This is a genomic window from Ureibacillus sp. FSL E2-3493, from assembly GCF_038077515.1.
Lineage (GTDB): Bacteria > Bacillota > Bacilli > Bacillales_A > Planococcaceae > Ureibacillus > Ureibacillus halotolerans.
This window is the reverse complement of sequence record NZ_JBBOPK010000001.1, coordinates 1871872-1898390: the sequence shown is the minus strand read 5'-3', so window position 1 is coordinate 1898390 and position 26519 is coordinate 1871872. Positions and strand designations below refer to the sequence as shown.

29 protein-coding genes and 1 other annotated feature are annotated in these 26519 nt (G+C 35.2%); of the genes, 21 read left to right on the top strand and 8 right to left on the bottom strand.

Annotated elements, in window-relative coordinates; all coding sequences use genetic code 11:
• Positions 1 to 216: 216 nt before the first annotated feature.
• Complete coding sequence (proC, locus tag MHH69_RS09680) at positions 217 to 1023, bottom strand: pyrroline-5-carboxylate reductase (RefSeq protein ID WP_122972732.1); 807 nt, start codon at positions 1021 to 1023, stop codon at positions 217 to 219.
• A gap of 130 nt (positions 1024 to 1153) precedes the next feature.
• Positions 1154 to 1372: a binding site (T-box leader), on the bottom strand.
• A 152-nt stretch (positions 1373 to 1524) separates the two neighbouring features.
• Here proC and MHH69_RS09675 point away from each other — a divergent pair.
• Entirely contained in the window at positions 1525 to 2472 is a 948-nt protein-coding gene (locus MHH69_RS09675) for an MBL fold metallo-hydrolase (RefSeq protein ID WP_341362216.1), read from the top strand.
• Positions 2473 to 2521: 49 nt separating this feature from the next.
• Here MHH69_RS09675 and hmpA read toward each other — a convergent pair whose 3' ends face one another.
• Positions 2522 to 3694 carry an NO-inducible flavohemoprotein gene (hmpA, locus tag MHH69_RS09670; RefSeq protein ID WP_122972734.1) on the bottom strand — a complete coding sequence of 391 codons (1173 nt, stop codon included), beginning with the start codon at positions 3692 to 3694 and terminating at the stop codon, positions 2522 to 2524.
• A 185-nt stretch (positions 3695 to 3879) separates the two neighbouring features.
• Between hmpA and MHH69_RS09665 the strand changes: the two genes are divergently transcribed.
• From MHH69_RS09665 to MHH69_RS09645, 5 genes are all read left to right on the top strand, one after another.
• Positions 3880 to 4323 (top strand): RrF2 family transcriptional regulator, encoded by a 444-nt coding sequence (locus MHH69_RS09665; protein WP_122972735.1) that lies wholly within the window; start codon positions 3880 to 3882, stop codon positions 4321 to 4323.
• Between the two features lie 94 nt (positions 4324 to 4417).
• On the top strand, positions 4418 to 5167 hold the full coding sequence (locus MHH69_RS09660) for an SDR family NAD(P)-dependent oxidoreductase (protein WP_122972736.1): 750 nt from the start codon (positions 4418 to 4420) through the stop codon (positions 5165 to 5167).
• A 174-nt stretch (positions 5168 to 5341) separates the two neighbouring features.
• Positions 5342 to 6556: an argininosuccinate synthase gene (locus MHH69_RS09655; RefSeq protein ID WP_122972737.1), complete on the top strand. Its 1215-nt coding sequence runs from the start codon at positions 5342 to 5344 to the stop codon at positions 6554 to 6556.
• Between the two features lie 53 nt (positions 6557 to 6609).
• A complete protein-coding gene (gene argH, locus MHH69_RS09650) occupies positions 6610 to 8001 on the top strand; it encodes an argininosuccinate lyase (protein ID WP_341362215.1) in 1392 nt (463 codons plus the stop codon).
• Between the two features lie 367 nt (positions 8002 to 8368).
• Complete coding sequence (locus tag MHH69_RS09645) at positions 8369 to 10267, top strand: N-acetylmuramoyl-L-alanine amidase (RefSeq protein ID WP_341362214.1); 1899 nt, start codon at positions 8369 to 8371, stop codon at positions 10265 to 10267.
• Positions 10268 to 10320: 53 nt separating this feature from the next.
• On the opposite strand, the gene MHH69_RS09640 is transcribed toward MHH69_RS09645, so the two are convergent.
• Positions 10321 to 11778 carry an aldehyde dehydrogenase family protein gene (locus MHH69_RS09640; RefSeq protein ID WP_341362213.1) on the bottom strand — a complete coding sequence of 486 codons (1458 nt, stop codon included), beginning with the start codon at positions 11776 to 11778 and terminating at the stop codon, positions 10321 to 10323.
• A 173-nt stretch (positions 11779 to 11951) separates the two neighbouring features.
• Here MHH69_RS09640 and MHH69_RS09635 point away from each other — a divergent pair, with 173 nt between their 5' ends.
• Positions 11952 to 12302: a DUF3889 domain-containing protein gene (locus MHH69_RS09635; RefSeq protein ID WP_241559348.1), complete on the top strand. Its 351-nt coding sequence runs from the start codon at positions 11952 to 11954 to the stop codon at positions 12300 to 12302.
• A gap of 28 nt (positions 12303 to 12330) precedes the next feature.
• On the opposite strand, the gene MHH69_RS09630 is transcribed toward MHH69_RS09635, so the two are convergent.
• Positions 12331 to 12819 carry a hypothetical protein gene (locus MHH69_RS09630; protein ID WP_341362212.1) on the bottom strand — a complete coding sequence of 163 codons (489 nt, stop codon included), beginning with the start codon at positions 12817 to 12819 and terminating at the stop codon, positions 12331 to 12333.
• Between the two features lie 129 nt (positions 12820 to 12948).
• Here MHH69_RS09630 and MHH69_RS09625 point away from each other — a divergent pair, with 129 nt between their 5' ends.
• A complete protein-coding gene (locus tag MHH69_RS09625) occupies positions 12949 to 13461 on the top strand; it encodes an RNA polymerase sigma factor (RefSeq protein ID WP_341362211.1) in 513 nt (170 codons plus the stop codon).
• On the top strand, positions 13451 to 14413 hold the full coding sequence (locus tag MHH69_RS09620) for a hypothetical protein (RefSeq protein WP_341362210.1): 963 nt from the start codon (positions 13451 to 13453) through the stop codon (positions 14411 to 14413). The genes MHH69_RS09625 and MHH69_RS09620 overlap by 11 nt, the downstream gene beginning before the upstream one ends.
• 45 nt (positions 14414 to 14458) lie before the next feature.
• Here the strand turns inward: MHH69_RS09620 and MHH69_RS09615 are convergent, their stop codons facing one another.
• The 3 genes from MHH69_RS09615 to MHH69_RS09605 form a co-directional block, all read right to left on the bottom strand.
• Complete coding sequence (locus MHH69_RS09615) at positions 14459 to 15724, bottom strand: glutamate-5-semialdehyde dehydrogenase (RefSeq protein WP_341362209.1); 1266 nt, start codon at positions 15722 to 15724, stop codon at positions 14459 to 14461.
• 36 nt (positions 15725 to 15760) lie between these two features.
• The gene (gene proB, locus MHH69_RS09610) at positions 15761 to 16843 is read right to left on the bottom strand and encodes a glutamate 5-kinase (protein WP_122972744.1); all 1083 of its coding nucleotides are present in this window, start codon (positions 16841 to 16843) and stop codon (positions 15761 to 15763) included.
• Positions 16844 to 17227: 384 nt separating this feature from the next.
• Positions 17228 to 17365 carry a hypothetical protein gene (locus tag MHH69_RS09605; protein ID WP_174232695.1) on the bottom strand — a complete coding sequence of 46 codons (138 nt, stop codon included), beginning with the start codon at positions 17363 to 17365 and terminating at the stop codon, positions 17228 to 17230.
• Between the two features lie 472 nt (positions 17366 to 17837).
• Here MHH69_RS09605 and MHH69_RS09600 point away from each other — a divergent pair, with 472 nt between their 5' ends.
• Positions 17838 to 18095, top strand: a complete 258-nt coding sequence (locus MHH69_RS09600; protein ID WP_341362208.1) for an NUDIX domain-containing protein — start codon at positions 17838 to 17840, stop codon at positions 18093 to 18095.
• Positions 18067 to 18249, top strand: a complete 183-nt coding sequence (locus tag MHH69_RS09595) for a hypothetical protein (RefSeq protein WP_341362207.1) — start codon at positions 18067 to 18069, stop codon at positions 18247 to 18249. Before MHH69_RS09600 ends, MHH69_RS09595 begins: the two co-directional genes overlap by 29 nt.
• A gap of 122 nt (positions 18250 to 18371) precedes the next feature.
• Here the strand turns inward: MHH69_RS09595 and MHH69_RS09590 are convergent, their stop codons facing one another.
• On the bottom strand, positions 18372 to 18908 hold the full coding sequence (locus MHH69_RS09590) for a GNAT family N-acetyltransferase (protein ID WP_341362206.1): 537 nt from the start codon (positions 18906 to 18908) through the stop codon (positions 18372 to 18374).
• Positions 18909 to 19119: 211 nt separating this feature from the next.
• Here MHH69_RS09590 and MHH69_RS09585 point away from each other — a divergent pair, with 211 nt between their 5' ends.
• The 10 genes from MHH69_RS09585 (at position 19120) to fosM (ending at position 26480) form a co-directional block, all read left to right on the top strand.
• The gene (locus MHH69_RS09585) at positions 19120 to 19626 is read left to right on the top strand and encodes a MarR family winged helix-turn-helix transcriptional regulator (RefSeq protein WP_421930391.1); all 507 of its coding nucleotides are present in this window, start codon (positions 19120 to 19122) and stop codon (positions 19624 to 19626) included.
• A gap of 14 nt (positions 19627 to 19640) precedes the next feature.
• Positions 19641 to 20534 (top strand): Hsp33 family molecular chaperone HslO, encoded by an 894-nt coding sequence (gene hslO / locus MHH69_RS09580; RefSeq protein WP_122972676.1) that lies wholly within the window; start codon positions 19641 to 19643, stop codon positions 20532 to 20534.
• A 184-nt stretch (positions 20535 to 20718) separates the two neighbouring features.
• Positions 20719 to 21018, top strand: a complete 300-nt coding sequence (locus MHH69_RS09575; RefSeq protein ID WP_122972675.1) for an ArsR/SmtB family transcription factor — start codon at positions 20719 to 20721, stop codon at positions 21016 to 21018.
• Between the two features lie 99 nt (positions 21019 to 21117).
• Positions 21118 to 22209 (top strand): PQQ-dependent sugar dehydrogenase, encoded by a 1092-nt coding sequence (locus MHH69_RS09570; RefSeq protein ID WP_241559343.1) that lies wholly within the window; start codon positions 21118 to 21120, stop codon positions 22207 to 22209.
• 113 nt (positions 22210 to 22322) lie between these two features.
• A complete protein-coding gene (locus MHH69_RS09565; RefSeq protein ID WP_341362205.1) occupies positions 22323 to 22787 on the top strand; it encodes an NUDIX hydrolase in 465 nt (154 codons plus the stop codon).
• Positions 22788 to 22974: 187 nt separating this feature from the next.
• Positions 22975 to 23376, top strand: coding sequence for a MerR family transcriptional regulator (locus tag MHH69_RS09560; RefSeq protein ID WP_122972673.1), 402 nt, complete (start codon positions 22975 to 22977; stop codon positions 23374 to 23376).
• Positions 23377 to 23411: 35 nt separating this feature from the next.
• Positions 23412 to 24722 (top strand): hemolysin family protein, encoded by a 1311-nt coding sequence (locus MHH69_RS09555; RefSeq protein ID WP_122972672.1) that lies wholly within the window; start codon positions 23412 to 23414, stop codon positions 24720 to 24722.
• A 209-nt stretch (positions 24723 to 24931) separates the two neighbouring features.
• Entirely contained in the window at positions 24932 to 25150 is a 219-nt protein-coding gene (locus tag MHH69_RS09550; protein WP_341362204.1) for a hypothetical protein, read from the top strand.
• Between the two features lie 49 nt (positions 25151 to 25199).
• Positions 25200 to 26033, top strand: coding sequence for an alpha/beta fold hydrolase (locus MHH69_RS09545; RefSeq protein WP_122972671.1), 834 nt, complete (start codon positions 25200 to 25202; stop codon positions 26031 to 26033).
• 24 nt (positions 26034 to 26057) lie between these two features.
• Entirely contained in the window at positions 26058 to 26480 is a 423-nt protein-coding gene (fosM, locus tag MHH69_RS09540) for a FosM family fosfomycin resistance protein (RefSeq protein ID WP_122972670.1), read from the top strand.
• The last annotated feature ends 39 nt before the right edge of the window (positions 26481 to 26519 follow it).

Below are 26519 nucleotides of genomic sequence, written 5' to 3'. Positions count from 1 at the left end.
GGAAATAGTAAAAAACAACATTTCCTAGGAAATATTACGATTAAAACAGGAATTTTTTAATAAATATTTACTATATACATTGGTAAAACTACTAAACGTTGATCTATTCAAAATGGAAAAAGGTAGAATTAAGATTATGTTATATTTCAAATGAGGTAATGAAGCTTTTCAAGAATTGGTGTGTTACATATTTTCAATAACGATCAAATAGAAGAATTAATCGCCTTTTGCTAATTCTCTAGAGCGGGCTTCTGCGCTTTTTATGCAGGCAAAAATTGCGTCATGAAAGTGAAAATTTTCGAGGGCGCGAATGCCTGCTTCCGTAGTCCCTCCTGGACTAGTAACTTTTTTCCGAAGTGTGTTTGGTTCTTCTTTTACAGATTGTAGCATTGCAGCTGAACCAGCAATAGTTTGTACCATGAGTTTACGAACTACTTCCTTTGATAATCCAAACTCAGTCCCCACATTTTCCCATGCCTCTAATAAATAATAAAGGTAGGCTGGACCGCTGCCGGAAAGCGCTGTAACTGCATGTAATTTATCTTCTTCTACTTCAATCACAATACCAACGGCTTCTAACAATTGTAAGTATATCGTTTTTTGCACTTCGGACACTTCCTTATTAAAGGCAATGCCACTGGCAGACATTCCGATTGTAGCAGAAGTATTTGGCATAACCCGAGCAATAGGACGACTTCCCAAGCCATCTTCGATTGTTTGAATAGATATGCCAGCTAATACTGAAAGAATGGCAGTAGTTGGAGCAATGAATGGTTGGAATTGTTCAATAACCGAATAGACATCCTTTGGTTTAGTGGCAAGTATAATTAAATCCATTTCTTTAATTTTCTCAGTATTTGTCAAAATTTGAACGCCATATTTTTTTTCTAATTCTTCCAAACGTTCATAATTTGAACGATTGGTGATATACAAAGAATCATTTGTTACAACGTTTTGCGTTATCCAACCGTGAATAAGGGCTTCTGACATCGAACCTGCACCGATAAATAGTATTTTTTGCATAAGTATCCCTCCATTTAATGATATTTATGTGAAAATAATGCTATTATTCAAAATACGAGTTGAAAACCATTAATTTGTTCTTCTAGTGAACCGTGAAGCTCATCGAAAATAAAAAAACGTTTTCGCCCTTATGAAGGACGAAAACGCTTGAATGCTTTTCCGCGGTACCACCTTAGTTTGTCTATAGACTAGACACAGCTTGAATCCCCATTATCGCAGAGGCTACGGTCATGTTTGCATGACTGCTCCGAAGTAGGTTCGATGAACATAGTGGGTTATGCTACTTGCACCGAATGTAGCACTCTCTTAAACCATAAATTCATCTACTTGTCTTCATCATCACATTTGATAATTTTAAATTATGAAAATTATAGGCACACTTTTAAAATATGTCAACTTACTTACGTGACGAAAAAGAAAAAAAGAGATAAAATGGGTGAATAGTGATTCATTATAGGGAGAAAATAATTTTGCTTGTAATGAGGTTAGAGGGGGATTTCCATGAACATACATAAGATTGTTATTCCAACACCATATCCAGAAGGCGATGTGAATGCTTTTTTAGTGAAGGGCGATGCATTAACCCTTTTTGATGCCGGACCAAAGACGAAAGAAGCATATGAAGCATTAAAATCGGGAATCCATGAAGCAGGGTATGAAATGAATGAAGTAGAACAAGTCGTGTTAACCCATCATCATCCTGATCATTGCGGGTGGGTTGATGCATTCCCAGAAGCAGAAATTATAGCTCATGAATATGTAGACCATTGGTTGAGAAAAACGGATGAATTTTTATCCTATCGCAGTGATTTCTATAGAGAGCAATTACAATTGCAAGGGGTTCCTGAAAGTTATATTGATAACATAGTTCGTAATAAAGGGGAGATGGAGTTATTCGGTTCAAGGCCGTTAACCCAATTGATTAATGATGGTGATGAGGTGCCAGGTCATCCGAATTTAAAAGCTTACTATACCCCGGGCCATGCTCAAAGTCATTTAATTTTTGTTGAGGAAAAAACAAAAGAAGTAATAGGCGGAGATTTATTATTAGAAAAAATCACTCCAAATCCATTAGTGGAACCTCCAATTGATTTATCCAATATTCGACCAAAATCATTAATTCAACAGCAACAATCATTAAAATTATTACGTGAATTAAATGTAGAGAAAGTATTTTCTGGTCATGGCCATGATATTGTAAAGGTAAACGAGTTAATTGATATTCGTTTAGAAAAAGATCAAATGCGTATGGAACAGCTATTACAATTAATGGATGGCCAACAAGCCGTAATTGAACTAACGATGCGCTTATATCCAACGGTTTATCAAAAACAAATGGGATTAACGTTATCAAAAACATTAGGCTATTTAGATTGTTTAGTTCGCGATGGATTAGTTCAAGTGGAATTAGTAAATGGTGTGCATTTTTATTCCCTTAAAACAAAGTAAATAAATCCCCCAAACAAAGGAAATCTTTCTCCTAATTTGGGGGATTTTTTTAATTTGCGTTTGCTAACGCTTCCAAAGACATAGCAGGACCAAAGAATTCAAAATGAATTTGTTCCCCAGGAACTCCTAAGTCTCGAGCAATGGAAATAACTGTTTCCATAAACGGTGCAGGACCACAAATATAAATTTCTGTATCTTTATTAATAAACGGTGCTAAATCTTCTTTTTTAACGTATCCAGTTTCTTCTGAATATAGGACACGATAAGAACCATTTAATTCTTCAACTTTTTTCTCAATTTTTTCTTTAAATGCAACCGATTGTTCGTTACGGGCACATTGTACAAAGGATACTTGTCGTCCGAGTTCCATCGTTTGTAGCATTGTATTTAATGGTGTTACACCAATACCACCACTCACAAATAACACTGGGTTGCCGCTTTCTTCTAAAGTAAATAAGCCAGCAGGAGCACTTACTTCAATTGTATCGCCTACGTTCACTTGCTTATGCAGATAATTCGAAACAACACCTTTTGGATCACATTCATCTTCTACTTTTACAGAAATACGGAATTCATTATTGTTAGAAGGCTGTGAAAGGGTATAATGACGATTTGATGTATATTCATCACCAGGAACTTTTACACGAACTGTAATATATTGACCTGGTTGAAACTCAGGCAGTTGTTCACCATCAACAGGTTCTAGATAAAATGAAGTAACAATGTCGTTTTCTGGCACTTTTTTTGCTACTATGAAGGTTTTAAATAAACGCCAACCTCCATCTTTTTCAGCTGCTTTATATAAATCTTCTTCTACGGAAATAAATACATCTGCAATTACACCATAGGCTTCTGCCCATGCATTAATAATGGCATCAGTTGCTGCATCACCTAATACTTCTTTAATAGCGGCCAATAAGTTTTCACCAACGATAGGGTAATGTTCAGGTAGAATTCCTAATCCACGGTGTTTGTGGGCAATTTGCATAACGGCAGGGACAATGGCTTGTAAATTATCAATATGGGCAGCCGCTGCATAAACAGTGTTTGCCAATGCTGTTTGTTGTCGTCCTCTTACTTGGTTTGCATGGTTAAAATAATTTAATAATTCAGGATGTTTTTCAAAAAGGTTTTTGTAAAAAGTTTTTGTAATGGTCACGCCATGTTGTTCTAATACTGGAACGGTTGATTTAATAATGTCAATTGTTTGTTGTGATAACATATTCTTCACGTCCTTTCAACGTCATCATACGCCTCGCCATATTTAAAAGCAATATATCAAATGTATGTTTAACAAATTAGACACATATGATGTATATAGAATACATCTTTAATTTAGGCAAAATTTTCATTGTATATAAATTTATAATGGTATAATACAGAAAGAGAAAGAGTGGTGTATAAACAGTGCGCTTAACTTTATATACAGATTATTCTTTAAGAGTTTTATTATATCTAGGTATAAAAGGGAAGGATCGTTTATCAACAATACAAGAAATAGCGGACAATTATCATATTTCGAAGAATCATTTAATGAAAGTAACTTATGATTTAGGACAATTAGGATTGATCGAAACGATACGCGGCCGTGGAGGCGGTATTCGATTACATATTGATCCAAAGGACATTAATATTGGACAAGTAGTACGTCATACAGAAGAAGACTTCCATCTCGTTGAATGTTTTGATGAGGAGAATAATATGTGTAAAATTTCACCAGCATGTCAATTGAAATTCGCTTTAAGAGAAGCTCTTAATGCTTACCTGGAAGTATTAGATAAATATACGTTAGCGGATTTTCTCCTATCGAAAGACGAAATGTATAGACTACTTGGAATCGATCAGTCTTAAAAGGGTATAGATGATGCATCTATACTCTTTTTAAATTTTCCTTCAATATACATTAAAGATAGTATGAGTTGATAGAAAGGAATTATACAAATTAATGAATAATAAAACGGTTTTTATTACTGGGGCAACAAGTGGAATTGGCCGACTTATTACAGAAAAATGTATAAAAAATGGATTTACAGTTTATGCAACCGGTCGGAATGAATCTTCCTTACAAACATTATTGGAACTTGGTGCAACTGTATTTCAAGCAGATATGACGAATCGACAAGATATTGAAAAAGTATGTAGTCAATTACCTTCTATCGATATTGCGATTATAAATGCGGGGGTAGGTATATTTGACAACGTGTTTGATTTATCTGATGAACAGATCGATGACATGATTGATGTAAATGTAAAAGCTCCGATATATTTGACGAAAAGGCTTGCAAAACAAATGGTTCATCGTAAATCTGGGCACTTTATTTTTATTGGATCACAGGCAGGAAAAGTGGCGACTAAAAAAGCGAGTGTTTATGCTGCATCTAAACATGCTATTACAGGGCTTGCTAATGGCATACGACTGGAACTTTCCCCATTTAATATACAAGTAACAGCTATTTTTCCTGGACCAATTGATACTCCCTTTTTACAAAAAGCTGATTCCACTAATAGTTATCGAAACTCTATTGAAAAGTATTTACTTAAGCCGGAGAAAGTAGCGATAGAAGTAATGAAAACGATAAATCGACCGGTTCGGGAAGTGAATTTGCCGCGTATTATGGCGTTAACGAGTAAACTTTATGCATTAGCTCCCACAATAGTGGAAAGATTGGGTAGTGGTTTTTTTAATAAAAAATAAGCTTAAATATAGAAAATGAGACGCCGAATGACTAGGCGTCTTTTTATTTCTATAAAAATATAAAAATTTATAAAAATACACTTGTATTTATTTTTATTCCGTGGTACCATTCGTGTATAAACTTTTATCTCAATGTATAAAAATACACAAATGAACTATCGGAGGCGCTAATTTATGGCAAATAAAAAAGTGGTTTTAGCTTATTCAGGTGGACTTGACACTTCTGTGGCAATTCCTTGGTTAAAGGAACAAGGTTGGGATGTCATCGCCGTTTGCTTAGATGTTGGGGAAGGAAAGGACCTTGAATTTATAAAAAACAAAGCACTTCAAGTAGGTGCTATTGAATCATATATGGTCGATGCTAAGGATGAATTCGCAGAAGAATACGCCCTTATTTCATTACAAGCCCATACATGGTATGAACAAAAATATCCATTATTATCTGCGCTATCCCGTCCGCTTATTTCAAAAAAATTGGTTGAGATTGCTAATAGTACAGGAGCAGATGCTGTTGCTCATGGATGTACAGGGAAAGGAAATGACCAAGTACGATTTGAAGTTTCAATTAAAGCGTTAAATCCTAATCTTGAAGTTTTAGCTCCTGTCCGTGAATGGGGATGGAGCCGTGACGAGGAGATTGAATATGCACAAAAGCATGGGGTACCTGTACCAGCAACTATTGATTCACCATTTTCAATAGATCAAAACCTGTGGGGACGTGCTAATGAAGCTGGAGTTATGGAAGACCCTTGGGTAGCTCCACCGGAAGAAGCATATGGTTTAACGGTTTCAATTGAAAACGCACCGGATACACCAGAATACGTTGAAATTGAATTCGTAGAAGGAAAACCGGTTGCATTAAATGGTAAGGAAATGAAGTTAGCTGATTTAATACAGACGTTAAATAAAATTGCTGGAGCCCACGGTGTTGGTCGAATTGACCATGTGGAAAATCGACTTGTCGGCATAAAATCCCGTGAAGTTTATGAAATTCCAGGTGCGAAAGTGTTGCTAACTGCCCATAAGGAATTAGAAGATATAACCCTTGTAAAAGAAATGGCCCATTTTAAACCGGTCATCGAGAAAAAACTATCAGAAATCATTTATGACGGTTTATGGTTTAACCCAGTCCGTCCTGCTTTAGAAGCATTTTTAAAAGAAACTCAAAAATTTGTAAACGGTACTGTCCGTGTAAAATTATTTAAAGGTCACGCTATTGTAGAAGGACGTAAATCTCCAAATTCACTTTATAGTGAAAAACTTGCGACATACTCAAAAGCAGATCAGTTTAATCATGCTTCTGCTGTTGGATTCATTGAACTTTGGGGACTTCCCACAGTAGTAGCTGCTGAAGTAAATAAAGAAAAAGAAGCTGTATTGAAACAGTAATTTTGTAAATTCGTAAGCGTTCGTCAAACGGCTCTTACAAAGTAGGTGAAATGATGACGAAATTATGGGGTGGACGTTTCCAAAAGTCCGCAGAAAGTTGGGTTGACGAATTTGGAGCTTCCATAGGCTTTGACCAACAGTTAGTTATGGAGGATATCGAAGGTAGTATTGCGCACGTAACAATGTTAGGTGATCAGGGAATTTTAGACTCTAAAGATGTAGAGCAAATTCTAGGTGGCTTAGCAGAGTTAAAATCAAAGGCAGAGGCTGGAGAACTCGAGTTTACGGTTGCAAACGAAGATATTCATTTAAATTTAGAGAAAATGTTAACGGACTTAATTGGGCCTGTTGGAGGTAAACTGCATACAGGGCGCAGTCGAAATGATCAAGTTGCGACAGATGTCCACTTGTTTTTGAAAAAAAGAGTAATAGAAGTTGTGGAGCTTATTGAAATTTTCCAAAAAACAATCGTCGAAAAAGCTGAAGAACATGTGGAAACAATAGCTCCGGGTTATACTCATTTACAACGGGCTCAACCTATAAGCTTTGCCCATCACTTAATGGCATATTTTTGGATGCTTGAGCGGGACAAAGAACGATTTACTGAATCGATGAAACGAATCGACATACTACCTTTAGGGGCAGGGGCGATGGCAGGAACTACTTTCCCAATTGACCGTGAAAAATCCGCTCAATTATTAGGCTTTAGTAATGTCTATGCCAATTCTATGGATGCGGTTAGCGATCGAGATTTTATAGTAGAGTTTTTAGCAAATGCCTCCTTATTAATGACCCACTTATCTCGTTTTGCTGAGGAGATTATTATATGGTCAACTGATGAATTTAAATTTATTGAATTAGATGATGCCTTTTCAACAGGTTCATCCATCATGCCTCAGAAGAAAAATCCTGATATGGCAGAACTTATACGAGGCAAGACAGGTCGTGTATATGGTAACCTAATCGGACTATTAACGGTGTTGAAGGGCACACCATTAACTTATAACAAAGATATGCAAGAAGATAAGGAAGGAATGTTTGACACAGTTCATACAATCCTTGGTGCATTGAAAATTTTCGAAGGTATGGTTCGCACAATGACTGTAAATACAGAAAGGCTTAATGCGGCAGTGCATAGTGATTTCTCCAATGCAACTGAATTGGCAGACTACTTGGCTACGAAGGGCATGCCATTCCGTGAAGCTCATGAAGTTACAGGAAAACTTGTCTTTACATGTATTCAAAAGGGAATATTTTTATTAGATTTACCTTTGGAAGAGATGAAATTAGAAAGCGATTTAATTGAAGAAGATGTTTATATCGTACTGAAGCCACACGCGGCAGTAAGTCGTCGTAACTCCCTTGGAGGTACTGGCTTTGACCAAGTTCGATTGCAACTTGAAAAGGCAAAAGCATGTTTAAATCATTTTTTCATGCAATCCTAATTTAAGGATTTAGCATATAGGTCTATTTATTAATGTTGTACAGAGATGCACAATAAATAGCCGACTTTTATCAAAGAAGCCAGAGGGCAACTTGATAGAAGGAAACTTTATAAGGAACGACTACTTTTATAAAGTAGGAGTGAACATATAAAGTTACATAAACCGTCTCGGAGTCGCGAGACGGTTTTTTTGATCTTTTATAAGGACTTATTTCATAATTTGTAATTTTGTATTCGGTATTATTAAAGATTATGTTGAAAGTACAGGTATATAGCGCTGTTTTTATAAAAGAGGAAGGTCTATCTCTATCTTTTACAGAATACTATTTTCATTTTACCTTAATGAAAATAAGAGGAGGGGATAGAAATTGCGCTTTTTCACTAGTAAAATTTTAAAAAGCGTGATCGGTTTTATTTCAATGGTAGCATTAATAGTGGGTTCTTTTGTTATTTTTCAATCGAACAATGAGCGAATTAGAGCTGCATCTAATTCAGAAGAACTTCAACAAGCTTTTAAAAAAGCTGCAGAAGAATTTGATGTTCCATTAGAAATTTTAATGGCAGTATCCTATCATCAATCCCGTTGGAATGAACATGATGGTCATAGTGAAGTCGGCGGCTACGGTGTTATGAATTTAATCGATTTGGATTTGAACAATGATGCAAAAGGAAAAAATGAGGCAAATTTACAATCTACAGCCGATCTCTCAAAGAACTCTTTAGGTATGGCAGCACAGTTGCTTGGTATTGATGAAAAAAAATTAAAAACGAATACCGAACAAAATATAAGGGGCGGAGCTGCTCTTTTGGCACAATATGCAACAGAAACAGTAGGGAAAATACCAGTTGAGATTGGTGATTGGTATGGTGCCGTTATGTTATTTAGTGGATCAAATATTAAAAGTATAGCAGAAGAATTTGCTGAAGGCGTTTTTACTACGATAGAAACGGGAGTCGAAAGAACAACTGTGAACGGACAAAAGGTAACTTTAAAAGGAATGGAAATTGAACCGAATAAACATACAGCTAAAAACATTAACTTAAGAAATCCAGAATCTTCAGGGGCAGATTGTCCCAATGGATTGGAATGTACGTTTATTCCTGCTACTTATGAACAATATTCAAGTAGTTCAAGGGATTACGGGAATTATGATTTGGCCGAAAGACCTGACGATGGGTTAGATATTCGTTACATTATTATTCATGATATCGAAGGTAGCAGTGAATCGGCAATTAATCATTTCCAAGCCCAATCATATGTAAGTGCCCACTACGTACTTGATTCGGATGATGGAACGATTACCCAAATGGTTCGACCGAAAGATGTTGCTTGGCATGCAGGAAACTGGTATTTTAATGCCCATTCCATTGGGTTTGAGCATGAAGGTTTTGCTGTTGAAGGCGCGGATTGGTATAGTGAACAAATGTACCGATCATCTGCTAAATTAGTAAAATATTTAGCAGAGACATATAATATCCCCCTTGATAGACAACATATTATTGGTCATGATGAAGTGCCAGGATTGACACCGGCAAGACAAGCGGCGATGCACTGGGATCCAGGAGCTTATTGGGATTGGTCCCATTTCTTTAATCTGTTAGGAGAACCAATTAATCCTTCAGATGGTGATCACAACAGCAATATGATAACGATTCGACCTAATTATCATACGAATAAGCCTATTTTTACTTACGGTTCTACTATTCTTGAACCGAAATCTTCTAGTTTGATCCCCCTTTATACGCAGCCTAGTTTTGAATCCCCCCTTGTAAAAGATCCTCTTTTAAGTAATGGGGGAACGAATCGGATTAATGATTGGGGAAATAAAGCGGCAATTGGTCAAACTTATTATAAGTTAGCTCAACAAAATGATTGGACTGCGATTTACTATGGAGGACAAGTCGCATGGTTTTATAATCCCCATGAAAAAAATTCGATACCGGGTAATGGAATTTTAATAACGCCTAAAGAAGGTAAAGAAAGTATCCCAGTATATGGAGCAGCATATCCAGAAGCTGCAGCATACGAAGGGACAGGGATTGGAGAAGGTTCAAGAGGAGTTACAACACCACTTTATCAATTACCAGCAGGAGATATGTACGTTGCAAGTGGTCCAATTGCATCTTCCTATTACTATGCGAAAGATTATAATGATCCAACATCTTATAAAGTAGTGATTGGAGAGGATAAATACTATCAAATTTACTTTAATCACCGTTTAGGTTTCGTAAAAAAAGAAGACGTTCAAATAGTTAATCTTCAGTAAATAGGAACAGCCACTAAAGAATGGATAGCCATTCTAATAGTGGCTTTTTTTACTTAAAACGGATATTCCCTTGGTTTTGTTTGTACGGAGATCCATTTTGTTACAGTGAATTCATCGACAATCCACGGATTACCAAAGCGTCCTACACCACTGTCACGCATACCTCCAAAGGGTGCTCTCGGTTCATCGTTTACCGTTTGGTCATTTAAATGGGTCATCCCAAACTCGATATCAAGGGCATATTCTCGTGCCCGATCCAAATCTCCTGCAAAAATGGCAGAACTTAACCCATAAATGGTATGGTTCGCAAATTCAATTGCCTCATCATCGGAAGAAGCTTTAATAATGGGAACGATGGGACCAAATAATTCTGTTTGAGCAAGTTCACTATCATTTCGTACGTTTCCAAAAATAGTAGGTGTTAACACATTACCGATTAACTGGCCGTCTAAAAGAACTTCTGTACCTTGTGCCTTTGCTTTTTCGATATTTTGTAAAGAAAAATCGATTTGTTTTTTATTTATGATAGGTCCGATAATGACTTCATGGTCTCTTGGGTCCCCGTATTTTAAACTTTTTACCCGTTCTACAAATTTTTGTACAAATGCGTCATATAGTTTTTCGTGAACAATGATACGATTTGTAATCATACAAATTTGTCCTTGGTGAAGGAACTTTCCGAAAACTGCTGCCTTAACTGCCTGTTCTAAATCAGCATCTGATAAGACGACAAAGGGAGCATTACCGCCAAGTTCTAATGCTACCCGTTTAAATAAGCCACCTGCTACTGTACCTATATGCCTTCCTACTTCTGTAGACCCAGTAAAACTTACTAAACGAGCGACAGGGTGTTCCACCATTAAATCTCCAATGATTGAAGTTTTAGTAAGTACACTTTGAAAGACTCCTGGAGGAATACCACCTTCCTCAAACGCTTTTGCTATTAATGAGCCGGAAGACAAACTCACTTGTAAATCCGCTTTGTGTACGACTGCATTCCCTAATGCAAGGGCAGGAGCAATTGTACGCATAGATAAATAAAGGGGGAAATTGAAGGGAGCGATGGATGATACGACACCTAAAGGTAATCGGTGGATTTCATTTATTTTATTTGGTACTACAGATTGCTCTGTACGCACTTCATAAACTTTATCAATTGTTGTTAATGCTTCTTTCATTACTGAAACGGTACTCCCATATTCGACCGTTGCTTTAATAAAGCTACTGCCTGATTCTATGATTAGTAAATCAATAATGGCCTCTTTATTTTTTTCAAAAAACGAAATGGCTTTTTCAATTACTTTTCGCCGTAGTTCACGGTTTTTTCCCCATTTTCTTTGAGCTTTATGGGCATCATAAAAGGCAAGGTCGACTTGCTCCTTTGAAGCCATTTGGACAGTAGCTAACACTTCATCATCAAAGGGATTCGTAATATCAAAACTGCTTCCTGAATCCCCATCTACCCATTTGCTGTTTAAATAACTTTGATTTAATGTTGTAAATTGGTTCAATGAATATTCCTCCGTAATTTTGAACGTCTGGATCGTTCAAATTAATTTTTCCTGTTTATTTTGCACCAAAAATTAAAATGATATTATTGTGCACATTGCTAATTAATACATACAAATTATAGGAATATGTTCATTCGATTAGAAAAGACTAACGAAAAGGAGGCGAGGAGCAGTTGAAAACAAAAATTGCGATTTCGGTATTCGTAATACTAAGTACGATTGCAATCGGAAAGATTTTGACAGTACCTCCAAATGACAATATGACGAGCGCAGAAGAAATAGTTCCTTCTTATGCCAAATGGGGAAGAATAGCGATGCAAAAAGTAATGGAGAAATATCCTTCTGCGGATGTAATTGACTATTTGCATATAGGTAAAGAAGTCGGAACGGTTCATTCTGTAGAGAAATTTAAACTTTGGTTAAGGGCGGTAGATAATCGTGAATTTGGAGTATTTGTTGACATATCGATAAATAATGAAACAGAAGAAATAGTTGACATTCAATTTACAGAAACGGATCGATAAAAAACGCAAGGCTTTTATGCCTTGCGTTTTATTTTACCTCCATTTTAAAAATGTATGAGCTATCACCACTTGAGTTTCTATTATCTTTTTCCCAAACACCATAGTAAGTTACGACATATGTACCTCGTACAATTGGGGCTGAAAAGGTGTCTTTATCCAGTTTCAACTGTTCCGTTTGTCCCGAGCTATCTGTTACGGTAACGTTTTGGGAACTAGGTTTACGTTCGATGTGTAACGTTATTTTTTCATTTCGTGAAACTTTTATACCCTTTATACCATCCATCATTTCAGTAGATGTGACCATATCTACACATTCGGATACTTTGTCTGTATTCCAACAGTAGGAGCCTTGGAAAGTTGGATAAATTTCATTATCGATTTCAATTTCAACTTTTGGAGGAGTAGTTAGTTTTGAACTGGATGTTGGCATCTCCAATTCGTATTCCGAATTCGAACAACCAATTAGAAAAAAGGGAAAAAGAAATATTAAAAAGGTAATATACTTTAAATTATTCAAAGCATTCCTCCATTACAAAGAAGTATATGTCTTACTATGTATATGGCAATTTTATGTTAATTATCATTTTTTTGTAGCCTACTGAGTCGTTTCACTATCATAATCGTCTATATAGGTGGAGGTGAGATTTTGACTTTCAATTTCGAAAAGGAATATGAGGTACATAGTGACCGTATTTATCAATACATATATTTTTTAGTCGGACATACCGAAACGGCTGAAGATTTAACGCAAGAAACCTTTATAAAAGCAATGCAATATTCTACTTCGTTTCGTCAAGAGGCTAGTACTTTCACTTGGTTAATGAAAATTGCGCGGAATTTAACTTATGACTATTTTCGTCGAAAACGTCTCATTCAGTTTTTACCTTTCCGAAAGGAGTATGACAATAGAGAAACTGTATTTACACCAGAAAAGTGGCTAGAAAATCATGAAGAATCCAAACGATTATACGAGGCATTACATCAATTGAAATTGGACTATCGAGAAGCCATTGTACTAAGAAAAATAGAAGGCTTTTCAATAAAGGAATCAGCAGAAATCCTTGGATGGAAAGAAGCGAAAGTTAAAAATTGTACAGAGCGAGGAATGAAGGCATTAAAACAAATTCTATTGAAAGGGGGAGAGGAGCATGAATCTTGATGATCAATTAAGGGAAATGGTTCGACCATATCGAGATGGGACAACGAAAGATAATTCAAAACAAGCTATTATGAAAAAAGTGAAAAAGGAAAGCATTCGAAATCGTTGGATATATCGATTGGTACTTGTCAGTACATGTGGGATTGCTATTTTATTATTTGCGTCATTCTTTGCTTCTACTTCGATTCAGCAAGATGTAACGGCGCCCCCTTTTGGAAACGTTAATGAACATACAAAAATAGAAAAAGTGATTATTTTAGAAAATGAAAATCCACAGCGTCAGTTAAACTTAAAGTCCATTTTCTATCCTTTCAAGGAATCTATCACAACAAGTGAAGTTTTTGATGACATTATTCCTATTTTATTGTCAGCGAGGGAACGGGCAATACCATGGGATGGAACTTTTGAAGAAGAAGTCATTGAAGATATTCATTTTACTTTTTCGAATGGGGAAGAACTTTATTTAAAGCAGTCTTTTGAAGGGGAAGTTTCTGAACATGTTAATTTTTTGTACGATCCAAATGCGAACATGAAATATGCCTTATCCAATGAAGAGTGGAGAACAATTACTGCACTAACCGATGAAATTCATAGTCAACATCAATTCACAAGATGGACATTTATCTGGAAATTTTTATTGGTGATTATCATTATAGGAATATCCATTGTCATTAATAAAAAGGAACAAAAGAAATTTAAGATTGAGCCTAAAAAGAAACAATCTTCTATCGTAAATATTCTACTTACATTAGTAAGTGTTTATATAATTAATAAAATAATTAATTATTTTGGAACGATTCATTTCGGAGTGGGTATTTTAATACTAATTTCTGTTTTTATCATTGAGGAACTAATAAGTTATAGTAGAACAAAACAACCGATTCATTGGAAATTTTTAAGTTTAAATTTGTTCATTGCTTTGATATTTTTAATATTATTAACTTATTTTTAAATGAGAAGGTACTTTAAACCGTAGTAGTTTAAAGTACCTTTATGTTTATTCCCTTACTTGACCATTTCCATAAACAAAGTATTTAGCTGAAGTAAGGGCAGGTAAACCCATTGGTCCTCTGGCATGAAGTTTTTGAGTACTAATGCCGATTTCAGCGCCATAGCCAAATTCAAATCCATCTGTAAAACGGGTAGAAGCATTATGATAAACAGCAGCTGAGTCAACACTAGTTAAAAAGGTTTGTGCTGCTATTGGATCTTCCGTAATAATGGATTCGGAATGATTTGTGCTGTACGTATTGACATGATTAATGGCTTCATACAAATTTTCAACTACTTTGACACTTATAGTTAAGCTTAAATACTCCGTTGCGTAATCCTCTTCTGATGCAACGGTTGCATGTGGGAATACTTCGCACACCTTTGAATCACCAATAATACGAATATTTGCTTCATGTAGATGTTGTAATAACTGTTTACCGTTTCGTTCAAACCAATCCTGTTGAATGAGCAAACTTTCTGCGGCATTACAAACAGAAGGGCGTTGGATTTTGGCATTTAGAATGATCTTTAATGCCATCGTATAATTAGCCGTCGTATCAACATACACATGACAATTACCAGCTCCTGTTTCTAAAACGGGAACAGTTGCTTCTTTCACAACTAAATCAATTAAATTTTTACCTCCACGCGGAATCAACACATCTAAATATTCCTTTAAATGGAATAGTTCCTTTGCAGTTTCGTGACGCGTATCTTCGATTAATTGTACAGCATCTAATGGAAGGGTGGTGTTATGTAATGCGCGGTGAATTGTATCCACAAGTACTTTATTTGAATGTTTAGCAGAAGAGCTTCCTCGTAATATAACGGCATTACCTGTTTTCAAACTAAGAGTGGCTGCATCAATTGTTACATTCGGACGAGCTTCATAAATCATGCCGATTACACCAAGGGGAACACGACGCTTTTCTATTAATAAACCATTTTCTTTCGTTGTTGATTCAAGAAGTTCACCAACTGGGTCATGTAATTGAACAAGGTCATGAATCGCTTTAGCTATTAGTTCGATACGACTTTCATTTAACATAATTCGATCTAATGTTGAGTCGGGAATATTATTTTGCTTTCCTACCACTAAATCTTGTTCATTTGCTGATAGGATGACATCTTTATCAATTATTAGCTGTTCGGCGATTTTTAATAATGCTTCATTTTTTTCAGCAGTTGTTTTAACATTCATTATATAACTTGCCTTTTTAGCTAATTTCCCTTTTGCTTGAACTTCACTGTCAATTATCGCTTTTGTCATGAATACTCCTCCTTACAAATAATTTAGCTATGTCGATTATGCTTTGATCCATTTATCCCGGTGAATGACCTCAGTGGAAGTTACATCAATTTCATTCGTTCTTTTTCCAAGTGCTTGTAACAATTCTTCACTAGAATAAAGGACTTCACCTCGACCTAACAAATTCGATTCACCATATACTTCGACAACATCCCCTTTACAAAATTCGCCTTCAATTTTATATACACCTGCGGGTAAAAGACTTTTGCCGTTCATTAGAATAGCTTTTTCTGCCCCTTTATCAATAAACAACTTTCCAGATACCTCTGTAATGGATAACCATTGCTTTTGATTAGCTAGGACAGTCAAATCCTTTCCAATATAAGTACCATCACCATACCCATTTAAAATTTCGAGTAACTTTGTTGGACCTTTTCCAGTTCCAATAAAAACTTGAACACCTGCTTGTAAGGCAGTACGAGCTGCCATTAGTTTCGATTGCATCCCGCCAGTACCAACCTTCGAACCACTATCCGTTGCTAAAGTTAGCATGTCATCTGTAATTTCATTTAAGTGATGAATACGATTAGCATTTGGATTTTTAAAAGGATTGTCATCATAAAAACCGTTGATGTCCGTTAAGATAATAAGGTGATCCGCATGGACAAGCCCACTTACTAGAGCAGATAACATATCATTATCTCCAAAAGTTAGTTCTGTTATGGATACTGTATCATTTTCATTAATAATGGGAAGGACGCCTCGTTGAAGTAACTCCGTAAAGGTGGCATAGGCGTTTTTATATCGTTCTTTCTTTGAGAAATCTGTTCGTGTTAATAAAATTTGCGCTGCTGTTATTTGATGATCGTGGAATGATTCTGAGTAGTATTGGATAAGTAAACTTTGACCAACAGCAGCCGCTGCTTGTTTTCCTTTTAAAGTAACTGGTCGAGAAGGGTAGCCCAACTTACGAAATCCAGCAGCAACTGCACCTGAGGAAACGAGTAATACATCATGACCTTCCTGTTTTAAAATTGCTAGTGCTCCGATATGATCTTGTAGTTTTTCGTGGTCAATTTCTCCTTTCGCATTTGTAAGGGAGCTACTTCCAATTTTCACAACAATTCTTTTTTTCTTCATCGATATACCTCCTTATCCTTTTGTATCTTTCAATAATAAAAAGCCTTTTTCACCCTGAAAATTAGGGCGAAAAAGGCTACTTTTCCGTGGTACCACCTAGCTTGGATTGCCATTGCAAATCCCACTTTGTGCTCATAACGCTAGAGTCTGCGTCTAGTTTTCTAGAAGCTGGCGAAGTAGGTTCCGTGATCCTTTTTGTACGATGTTTTGCAGCCGGTGAACATCGCTCTCTTTCCAATAGGGTTTCACATACTAGTCTTCGTTACGCTGATTTTTCTTTTTGAATAAATATGCAACAATTTAAAATATTTGTCAATAACATTGTATTTTTGAATTGATGAAATGGATAATGTTTCGCTTAAGGATTTCGACTCGTGGTGTTATTTATGCAACTAAAGTTAAATTCGTATATGAAAGGATAGCTGGTGATTTCATTTTTCCAAGTACTTGAACGGCTTCTTCCTTTGTTTCAAATTCAAAGATTCGGTAAGTGTTTTGTTCAAAAATTGTTAGAACCCACATTTTAGGGTCGCCTCCTAGAATTTTAATTTTTTATCCAAAATCAGGAACTTTATTTTCACAAAATTGATCGAGTTACTTTGTAAAGGAAAGAATGGCGGATTGTTGTTCCTTTAGTACAAGTTTTGCTTATACGAATTGTTTTCGAAGACTGTTAACACCCACATTCGAGGATCTCCTCCATTATGAAATTTTCTTGTTATAACACAATCCATTGACTTCTTGAATTATTGTTATACCAATTTGAGACCATTGTACATGGAAAATTAGTAAAAGAAAATGGATAGTGAACTATTTCACATATTGTTCATTTTGATTCCGGTTTCATAAAATTTTACAAAAATGTCATGCATATTTTAGTGACAATATATAAACTGAATGAAAGTTTTATATAATAAAAGAAATAGATTTTGTAATTTTCAATAATTATATTATGTAAACTAAATGTTATAAAGGGAAATTTGGAGGAGTAAAAATGGAAATTAAAAAGGCATACGGATATGTAATAAGAATGAAAGAAGGTGCCCCTCAAGTACTAGTATTTCAGCACATCAATTTGGAAGCGGGTATACAAATACCAAAAGGAACAGTTAATGCAAATGAAACACCCCTTGAAGGTGTAATTCGAGAAATGAAAGAAGAAACGGGTCTAACCGAATTTGTTGTTGATCGTATGGTAGCTGAAGATTTTTGGGAAAACGATGATGGGGTCATTCATCACCTACTTTTATAAAATTTTAGTAGAAGATGCTCCTGATGAGTGGGACTATCAGCCAACTGGTGGGGGAACAGAAGAGGGACTCACTTTTCATTTTTTCTGGATAAATGATCAACAGGAAGTTGAGTTAGTTAGGGGCCACGGAGACTATTTAGATTATATTTTTTAATATCGAAATAAAACCATAATTTGAGAGTTCAGACATAAATAAAGCGTGACGGCTCTACGTAGTATGCTTAAAGCAACATACTAGTTAACTGTCACGCAAGTACTAGTTTTCAAATATAAATTTTAACTTCTATTTTCCCATTCTTCTCGAAGCATCCCCATTCGAATGGAGTCATAATATACTCCATTATATAAACGAACTTTACGAATACGGGCTTCTAATTGCATACCAAGTTTTTCACCAACTCGAATCATTCTTTCATTTCCAGACCATGTTGTAAAGCCAACTCTTACGATGGGCAATGTTTGAAAGAGATGATGGATCCATAGTTTCATTGCTCGAGTACCAAGTCCTTTCCCCCAAGTTCCTGCTTCATGAAAAACAATCCCCATTTCAAGCCATTTAGAAGGCTCATGTTCCCAATAGTAACTAATGATCCCCTTTACTTCACAGTTCACTTCGATTACCCAAAAATCATGTCGATCAATCCATGACTTTCCTTTAGGTAAAAATTCTTCATAGCTCATTGAATGATGGGGGAAGTAAGGAGCATCCCATTTTTTCCATTCAGGTTGGTCCTCTTTGTAAATCAATTCCCATAATTTCGTTAAATCTTGTTCTTTAATAGGTCTTATTGTTAATTCATTATCGGTATACATATTTGTCCTCATTTCAAAGTTAATTTAGATTTTATTGATTGAAAAGAGACATAATTACACGCTACTTTTCAATCCCTCTATTTGTGTTTTTCATTTCAATCATTCCTTTCGATAGTGATAGTTTCATTATACATTTTATTCTGAATTTATCGTCATTTCATTTTGCTTGCATTCTGCAATTTTTCATCATATATTATGGAGGGCTCAATAATTGACAGCTCAAATATTGATGGGTCAAAGAAAATGGATGTTTATTTGTCATGAGCGTGACAATCAGGGAGGTGTACGAATGGGATATTCGGTTTCTGAACAAGAACAGTTGTTATTTTTATTCAAAACCGTTAGTAATCAACTAGGCCCAAAATTTGAAAAAAATACGCAGTTTAGTTTATCTCGTTTTGAACTTTTATATCAACTTGTTCAATTTGAAGAAATCTCCCAATCGGCTTTACAAAAAGTCGTGAATATTGACCATGCAGCAATTACACGTCATTTAAAGCAATTGGAGCTAGATGGTTATGTTGCGAGGAGAAAAAATCCAAATGATAACCGGGAAACCATTGTCCATTTAACGGAAGAAGGGCGAGAACAAATTTTCAATTGTCAAAAAGATAAACAAAGTTTTACAAATCAAATGTTTCATCATTTTAACGATAAGGAACTAAAATCGTTAATCGATATGTTGCAACGTATTCAAGAAAATATTAAAGATATATAAGGAGTTATATTAATATGAAAGATTATTTAGTAAGAGCTATTGCTTATAATGGTCAAGTACGTGCTTTTGCAGCACGTACAACAGATACTGTGGGAGAAGCACAACGACGCCACCATACATGGCCAGTAGTTTCCGCTGCCTTAGGCCGTACGATGACAGCGAGTGTTATAATGGGGGCTATGTTAAAAGGGGACGATAAAATTTCTGTTAAAGTGCAAGGGAATGGTCCTATTGGTGCAATCGTTGTAGATACAGACGCAAAGGGGAATGTACGTGGATTTGTATCAAATGGGCAAGTGCATTTTGATTTAAACGAACAAGGAAAATTAGATGTGCGTGCTGGAGTTGGTGAAGAGGGTACGTTAACCGTTGTAAAAGATTTAGGTATGAAAGAAATGTTCTCCAGTCAAGTACCAATCGTTTCAGGCGAAATTGCGGAAGATTTTACTTATTATTATGCAACAAGTGAGCAAGTACCTTCATCCGTAGGTTTAGGAGTTCTCGTAAATCCAGATAATACGATTTTAGCTGCTGGCGGATTTATTATTCAATTAATGCCTGGTTGTGAAGAGTCAACAATTGCTGCGTTAGAACAGCGTTTAACAACAATTGAACCGGTCTCTAAAATGATTGAAAAAGGGTTAACACCAGAAGAAATTTTAGAAGCAGTTTTAGGAAAAGAAAGTGATGTTCAAATTTTAAGCACAATGCCAGTTCAATTTCAATGTGACTGTTCAAAGGAACGCTATAGTCGTGCATTAGTAGGATTAGGAGCTAAAGAATTAGAAGAAATGATCGAAGAAGAAGGCCAAATTGAAACCCAATGTCATTTCTGCTTAGAAACATATGATTTTACACAAGAAGAATTACAAAGTTTAGTTGATGAAATTAAATCTTTTGTTCATTAATCACAAGCCTGTTTTGAACCAATATGTTCAAAGCAGGCTTTTTTCTTTTTTAATAAAGTTCAGTAAAAATTAATGGTAAAATATCACTAAAGTGATATCCTTTTTCTTTTCATTTCGTTGTATTATTAGATTTATTTTTTTACATAAGCAATTTCTTATACAAAGTGATTTCAGAGGTGAAATGATGGGTATTCCATTTTTAGAAAAGCAACTAAAAGCATTGGCCGATAAAAATCGGCTTGCCATTTTAAGTTGCTTAAAATCAGGCGAAGTATGTGTTTGTGATTTAGTGGAAGTATTAGGACTTTCCCAACCTGCCGTCAGTCAGCAGCTAAAAAAACTGGAGCAAGCAGATATCGTTACGTCACGAAAGGTTGGCACTTGGAAACATTATCGAATTGTAGATGAACCATCAGCTGTTTTGCTAGCGACATTATCCCAATTGGAAAGTAGATCGGTTTGTCACCGTCAAACTTGTCCTTAAAACATTATCATAATTTAACATTTTCTATTATTAAAATCCATTTTTTTGTTAAAACTTATAGTAGATTTGGAAATTTATTCATAATAGGAGTGTAACTGATTGAAAAAAATTATAACTGTTTATGTCATGATGATGATGGTTCTTGTTGGTTGCTCAATATTTAATGAATCGGAAATGAAGGAAAAACAAGATAATACCGTTCTTGAAGTTACGAACGTCTTGAATGACAATGCGACTGTCATAGCAGATCAATTAAATATTTCTTGGTCCATTGATAAGATAAACGATACTTTTTATTTGTCTGAACGAACGGGCAGTATAGTAAAAATTGAAAATGGGGAAGTTGAAAGGCAAAAGGTAGAATTAAAGAAGGACTTAGCTACAGCATCGGAAGCAGGCTTATTAGGTTTTGTTCTTGCACCCGATTTTCAACAATCTAACTTAGCATATGTTTACTATACGTATGAAGATCAATCGGGGCAATTTAATCGAATTGTTACGGTGCGTCAACAAGGAGATACTTGGCAGGAAGAACGTTTACTCTTAGACAAAATACCAAGCGGAGCTTATCATCATGGTGGTAGATTGGAGATTGGTCCTGATGGGAAACTTTTTGCAACAGCAGGGGATGCTGCTCAATCATCCATTGCCCAAGATGTAAACTCATTAGGTGGGAAAATTTTAAGGATGAATTTAGATGGTTCGATACCTGCTGACAACCCGTTTCCGAATTCTTATGTTTATAGTTATGGTCATCGAAACCCACAAGGTATTACTTGGTCGGCTGATGGAGAAATGTATGCAAGTGAACACGGGAACAATGCAAATGATGAAATTAATTTAATTGAGGCAGGACAAAATTATGGATGGCCAACAATCGAAGGAACACAGCAGCAACAGGGGTTAATAACTCCACTATTTACGTCTGGATCCGATACAACTTGGGCTCCATCTGGAATGGATTATATAGACGGGAAATTATATGTTGCGGCATTAAGGGGGCAAGCTGTTATTGAATTTAACTTATCAACAGGTTCCCATAGAAATGTTGTAACAGATATAGGAAGAATACGAGATGTTTTCATTGATGGCGATCAATTGTACTTTATTAGTAATAATACGGACGGTCGAGGAGATGCCCTTGAAAACGACGATAAACTATATCAATTAAATCTTTCCCAACTCCAATAAACCGCTTATTTACTTACGATAGAAAATGTCGTAAGTTTTTTTAATTTTTAAATCACCTATATGAAGGAAATGAACTACCTATCGTGGAAATAATGATTAGGAGGTGGATGGAAATGGACGCCGTTTTTAAAACTGAAAATATAATCTTTAATTATCGTGTAGCTGGAGTTTGGCTATACAAAAAACATGTCTTATTACATAGAGAGGCAAAAGATTTTCATTGGTCGTTACCTGGAGGAAGAGTGAAAGTTGGAGAAGATTCCCAAACTGCTATTCAAAGAGAGTTTGAAGAAGAATTAGGGTTAAAGGGAAATGTAGGGAAACTAATTTGGTCTGTTGAAAATTTTTTCGAATACAATAGGAATAAGTATCATGAAATTGGATTTTACTATTACATATTAAATGTTCCAGAAGTTTTTAACAGTACTGGTTTTTATGGAAAGGAAGGAGAGCGGCTAATTTATCAATGGACACCTATTGAAGAACTTCCTTCAATGGAACTTTATCCTGAAATTTTAAAAACGGAAATTAAAATCTTACCAAATGAAAGTAACCATTTCATTGTAAAGGACGTTTAAATCAATTTTAATTGCCCCCACCATCTACATAATGTGTTCCTATACGAACTACCCTCAAAAAAGTTTCACAATGAAATAATATAATTTTTGGATTATGAAATGTTTATGACATGGTATCTGATTAATAGAATATTCATTAAGAAGAGTGTATAATATAAACCATAACGTGATGGTTGGAGGGGAATAAATTGGGAACGAGAAATTAAAAATCGGAGAGTTAGCTAAAAAGACTGGGATTACAAAACGTACGATTGATTACTATACAAATCTTGGTTTGTTAAAAGCAGAACGTTCTACTTCGAATTATCGTTTCTATACTTCTGAAGCAATCGAACGAATTCATGAAATAGAAGCTATGAAAGCACAAGGAATGTGCTTACAAGATATTAAAAAATCATTGGACGATGAATGTAATCCTAAAGAAAACATACAAGAAATTTGTTTGCATATGCAAACATTACAATCTGAAGTGTCAACATTGATTGAAAGTATGAATCATCAAGAACAATCGACAAAAGAAACAATAAAAAATAAAGTGTTACCAGAAAGTGTTACATTAATTCAATCTTTATTAAGACTAATAACCTAGGAGGTGAAGTCTTACTTTTTTAAGTAAGACGATTTTTGACCGCATTAAATTTAACCATTTTTGCTATATTAATAGCTTTAACCGCATTTTTCGTGGCAACGGAATTTGCCATTGTAAAGGTGAGGCAATCGAGAATTGACCAATTGGTTGCTGAAGGAAAAAAAGGTGCTCTATCTGCCAAGCATGTAACGACCCACTTAGACGAATATTTATCCGCCTGTCAATTAGGTATTACCGTTACAGCCCTTGGTATTGGTATGGTTGGGGAATCAACCTTTGAATTTATTTTACATCCGATGTTCGAGTCAATCGGAATTGGTGAACAATATATTCATTTCTTCACTATCGGGGCAGCTTTTATTATTGCAACATTCTTACACGTTGTAGTAGGGGAATTGGCACCAAAAACAGCAGCGATTCAAAAGGCAGAAAATATTACCCTTTTATTTGCAAGACCAATTATGATTTTCTATAAAATTTTATATCCATTCATTTGGTTCTTAAATGGTTCAGCGCGTATTTTAGTCGGCATTTTCGGTATGAAACCTGCTTCTGAGCATGAACTTTCCCATACAGAAGAAGAGTTACGATTATTAATGACCGAGAGTTATAAAAACGGGGAAATTAATCAAACTGAATTAAAATACGTGAATAATGTATTTGAGTTTGATGATCGCATTGCCCGTGAAATTATGGTTCCTCGAACAGATATTATCGCCTTTGAGAAAAATACTACCTTTGAAGAAGTATTAAAAACGATTCAAGAGGAGCGCTATACACGATATCCAGTTTACGAAGAGGACCGGGATAACATCATTGGTTTTATTAATATAAAGGATTTCTTAACTCAAGGAATGAGCAATCGAATTACGGCTGAAAATTTCGCTTTAGAGCAATTTATTAACCCAGTTATTAATACAATTGACACGATACCGATTCAAGAATTATTAACGAAGATGCAAAAGCAACGGACACATATCGCCATTCTTTTAGATGAATATGGTGGTACGTCAGGTCTAGTTACGGTTGAAGACATTTTAGAAGAATTAGTTGGTGAAATTCGAGATGAGTTTGACGACGATGAAATTCCTGAAATCCGAAAGCTAAAAGAAGGTCACTACATTGTCTACTCTAAAATGTTATTAGAAGATGTAGCAAAACTTTTACAAATTGAAATGGATAATCCAGATGTCGATACCCTTGGTGGTTGGTACTATTCACAAGATATGGATTTAAAACGTGATCACAGTATAGAGCATGAAGGCTATACTTTCTCTATTCATGAAATTGATGGAGTTCAATTACGCTACATTGAAATTAAACAAACTTCAAACATAACTGTTTGATGATTCTAAACACTTCACCTTGTAATAGGTGGGGTGTTTTTTATTTGAGGAATTATAATCGGAATATAGGAAAATGGTGTGGTGATGGAGAAATAGTATTGGAAAACTTATTTTGGAGGGGAATAATATGGAGAAATTTAGTTTATTCGTTAAGTTTACAGTTCAAGAGGGAAAATTTAGTAGAAATATTGTTAGAGGCGGCAAAGTCAATGGTGCAATTAGAAGATTGTGAGATATATCTTGTGAATATTGTAGAAAAAGAACTGAACGCTGTTTATGTTTATGAAGTGTGGTGCAATGAACAAGCCCATCAAAATTCCCTTGTATTAGAAACAACACAAACTTTAATAAACAGGGCAAAAGCAATTATTACAGGAGCGGAGAAAATGGGGACGTTTATAACAAAAGGTGGCAAGGGGATTTCTTAGGAAATTTAAAATACAATTCAAATCTATTTAGTTAGGAGGGTAAATGACTATGTGGGAAAAGCATGTAATTGAAACAAGTAGAGGTCAATTTGAGTTGTTTAAAAAAGGGGAAGGGGAACCTCTTTGTGTTACCCATTTGTATAGTGAATTTAACCAAAATGGAAATTTATTTGCGAATAGTTTTAGTCATAAATATTCGGTTTATTTAATTAATCTAACTGGTTGTGGAAACTCAACAGAAGGTAAAGGAAACGATAAATATAGTATGGATGCTTCCGTAAAGGATTTGGAGGCGATTAGGGAATCATTAGGTTTTCAAGTTTGGAGTTTTGCTGGTCATTCAACAGGAGGAATGTTAGGTTTAAAATATGCCATACAATCACAGGCAAGTTTAAAAAGAATCGTTGTCGGTGGGTTATGTGCTTCAGCTGATTATATGAGGCATCCGGGAAGTATTTATTGTGTAGAAAATCCGAACAATAAGAGATTACGTGAAATATTTGCAGTTCTTAAAGATCCAAAGGCAACTATTGATGAACGTAAAACCGTTAGTAAAGAATGGACAATGATGTCTTTATATAATAAGGCAGCTTATGATGAAATGATTACCCGTCCAAATAGCGGAAAGACTGTATCGAAACGTTTAGATTATTATTCAAATAAAGAACTCCCCAATTATGATTTAAAGCCTTTATTAAGCTTTATAAAAGTACCAACATACATTTATGCAGGTTTTTATGATGTCCAATGTCCTTATGAATTCGGTGTTGAAGCAGCTGAATTAGTTAAGACATCGACATTTAAAGTTTTTCATCAAAGTAATCATTATCCGTTTATAGAAGAAGAAGAAGGATTTAAACATTTTGTTGATTCAATTGTTTAACAAAGTAAAAATGAGGTGTATTAAATGACAGTAAAAGGATTAAATCATTTATTATTTTCTGTTTCTAATTTAAAAAAATCCATCACATTTTATAAAAATGTCTTCGATGCAAAGTTGTTAGTAGAAGGAAAAACGACCGCCTACTTTGATTTAAATGGTATTTGGCTTGCCTTAAATGAGGAAAAGGAAATCCCTCGTACGGAAATTCATAAATCATATACCCATATCGCTTTTACAATCGAAGAAGCTGAATACGATCAAATGTACCGTAAACTTAAAAACTTAAATGTCAACATCTTAACAGGTCGTCCAAGGGATGAACAGGATAAAAAGTCGATTTATTTCACGGATCCGGATGGTCATAAATTTGAGTTTCATACAGGTACTTTACAAGATCGATTGGATTATTATAAAAAAGACAAAACACATATGCAGTTTTATATTTAAAAAAATTATCTACATATCTAATAAGAGCGCAATTCCATT

Excerpts from the sequence above, each read along its gene's own strand:
- proC (WP_122972732.1), bottom strand. The coding sequence starts at position 1,023 with ATGCAAAAAATACTATTTATCGGTGCAGGTTCGATGTCAGAAGCCCTT.
- MHH69_RS09675 (WP_341362216.1), top strand. The coding sequence starts at position 1,525 with ATGAACATACATAAGATTGTTATTCCAACACCATATCCAGAAGGCGAT.
- hmpA (WP_122972734.1), bottom strand. The coding sequence starts at position 3,694 with ATGTTATCACAACAAACAATTGACATTATTAAATCAACCGTTCCAGTA.
- MHH69_RS09660 (WP_122972736.1), top strand. The coding sequence starts at position 4,418 with ATGAATAATAAAACGGTTTTTATTACTGGGGCAACAAGTGGAATTGGC.
- MHH69_RS09655 (WP_122972737.1), top strand. The coding sequence starts at position 5,342 with ATGGCAAATAAAAAAGTGGTTTTAGCTTATTCAGGTGGACTTGACACT.
- argH (WP_341362215.1), top strand. The coding sequence starts at position 6,610 with ATGACGAAATTATGGGGTGGACGTTTCCAAAAGTCCGCAGAAAGTTGG.
- MHH69_RS09620 (WP_341362210.1), top strand. The coding sequence starts at position 13,451 with ATGAATCTTGATGATCAATTAAGGGAAATGGTTCGACCATATCGAGAT.
- MHH69_RS09615 (WP_341362209.1), bottom strand. The coding sequence starts at position 15,724 with ATGACAAAAGCGATAATTGACAGTGAAGTTCAAGCAAAAGGGAAATTA.
- proB (WP_122972744.1), bottom strand. The coding sequence starts at position 16,843 with ATGAAGAAAAAAAGAATTGTTGTGAAAATTGGAAGTAGCTCCCTTACA.
- MHH69_RS09605 (WP_174232695.1), bottom strand. The coding sequence starts at position 17,365 with ATGTGGGTTCTAACAATTTTTGAACAAAACACTTACCGAATCTTTGAA.
- MHH69_RS09600 (WP_341362208.1), top strand. The coding sequence starts at position 17,838 with ATGGAAATTAAAAAGGCATACGGATATGTAATAAGAATGAAAGAAGGT.
- MHH69_RS09595 (WP_341362207.1), top strand. The coding sequence starts at position 18,067 with ATGGGGTCATTCATCACCTACTTTTATAAAATTTTAGTAGAAGATGCT.
- MHH69_RS09590 (WP_341362206.1), bottom strand. The coding sequence starts at position 18,908 with ATGTATACCGATAATGAATTAACAATAAGACCTATTAAAGAACAAGAT.
- hslO (WP_122972676.1), top strand. The coding sequence starts at position 19,641 with ATGAAAGATTATTTAGTAAGAGCTATTGCTTATAATGGTCAAGTACGT.
- MHH69_RS09575 (WP_122972675.1), top strand. The coding sequence starts at position 20,719 with ATGGGTATTCCATTTTTAGAAAAGCAACTAAAAGCATTGGCCGATAAA.
- MHH69_RS09565 (WP_341362205.1), top strand. The coding sequence starts at position 22,323 with ATGGACGCCGTTTTTAAAACTGAAAATATAATCTTTAATTATCGTGTA.
- MHH69_RS09550 (WP_341362204.1), top strand. The coding sequence starts at position 24,932 with ATGGTGCAATTAGAAGATTGTGAGATATATCTTGTGAATATTGTAGAA.
- MHH69_RS09545 (WP_122972671.1), top strand. The coding sequence starts at position 25,200 with ATGTGGGAAAAGCATGTAATTGAAACAAGTAGAGGTCAATTTGAGTTG.
- fosM (WP_122972670.1), top strand. The coding sequence starts at position 26,058 with ATGACAGTAAAAGGATTAAATCATTTATTATTTTCTGTTTCTAATTTA.